This is a genomic window from Curtobacterium sp. B8 (assembly GCF_000333315.1).
GTDB lineage: Bacteria > Actinomycetota > Actinomycetes > Actinomycetales > Microbacteriaceae > Curtobacterium > Curtobacterium luteum.
Genome location: NZ_BACW01000204.1, coordinates 1 through 1,267, shown reverse-complemented (window position 1 = coordinate 1,267; position 1,267 = coordinate 1). Strand labels below are relative to the sequence as shown.

2 protein-coding genes are annotated in these 1,267 nt (G+C 73.4%); both read right to left on the bottom strand.

What is annotated here, in order from left to right; all coding sequences use genetic code 11:
• Positions 1-631: endonuclease NucS (gene nucS, locus I59_RS05215; RefSeq protein ID WP_022902967.1), on the bottom strand; the 631-nt coding region annotated here is incomplete at its 3' end.
• A 9-nt stretch (positions 632-640) separates the two neighbouring features.
• The coding region (locus I59_RS23375) for a sugar MFS transporter (protein WP_031272966.1) at positions 641-1,267 on the bottom strand (627 nt) is incomplete at its 5' end.

Genomic DNA, 1,267 nt, shown 5'->3' with positions numbered 1-1,267 from the left:
GGATCCCGCGGTCCTCGGCGAGGGTCCGGGCCTGCGGGGCCACCGTCTGCGCGGCCAGCACGCCCTGCACCGGGCGGAGCAGCGGGTCGCGGTTCATGAGCTCGAGGTACCGCGTCAGCTGCTCGACCGCGTCGATGGTGGCGTTGCGCTTCATCTCCACCGCGACGCTCGCCCCCGCGTCGTCCCGCGCGAGGATGTCGACCGGGCCGATGGCGGTCATGTACTCGCGGCGGACGAGGGTGTGGCCGTCGCCGAGGAGCTCGATCTGCTCGGCGAGGAGCTGCTGCAGGTGTGCCTCGACGCCGTCCTTCACGAGCCCGGGGTCGACGCCCAGGTCGTGCGACTCGTCCGCGATCACGTCGTACAGGCTCACGACGAGCTTGTCCTGCGTCTTCTTCTGCGTGACCGTCCACACCTGCGTGATACCGGCCTCAGCCTGCTCCTGGCTCGGCTCACCCATCTCGATCGAGCAGGGCGGGCTCATCCAGTTCAGCGGCTTGTAGCTGCCGCCGTCCGAGTGCACGAGCAGCGAGCCGTCCGCCTTGAGCATGAGCAGGCGCGTGGCGAGGGGGAGGTGGGCCGAGAGTCGCCCCGCGTAGTCGACGGAGCAGCGGGCGATGACGAGACGCACCCGGCGATCCTAACGGTCGGTGCGTGCCCCGGTCGTGTCGGCGCCGGCCCGGTCGGTCGACGCGGCGGTGTCGGTGCCGGCCCGGTCGGTCGGCCCCGCGCTGTCGGTGCCGGCGCGGGCGGTCGACGCGGCGGTGTCGGCGCCGGCGCGGTCGGTCGACCCGGCCTGGAGGCGCGGTGCGGCCCCGCCGTCCGTCATCGCGTCCTGCGGGTGGTCGCCACCACGGCCGGTGTCGGCCGCACGGCCCCGTCGTCGCCGCAGCGTCTCGGCGGCTGCGCCGGTCTCGCGGGCTGCGCCCGACGCGAGCCCGGCGCCGATGATGAAGACGAACACCACGAGCAGGGCGCCGAGCAGGCCGATGTGTTCGCCGAGGAACCCGATGAGCGGCGGTCCGGCGAGGAACGCCACGTAGCCGATCGTCGCGACGGCGCTGACCTTGAGCGCGGCCGAACGTGGGTCGTCCGCCGCGGCCGACATGCCCATCGGGAAGCCGAGGCTCGCACCGAGTCCCCACAGCACGACGCCGACGATCGCGATCGGGATGACGTCCACGAAGATGAGCAACCCGAGGCCCACCACGGCGACGGCGGCGCTGACCCGGAGGACGGGNACGCGGCCGAACCGGTCGATGAGCGG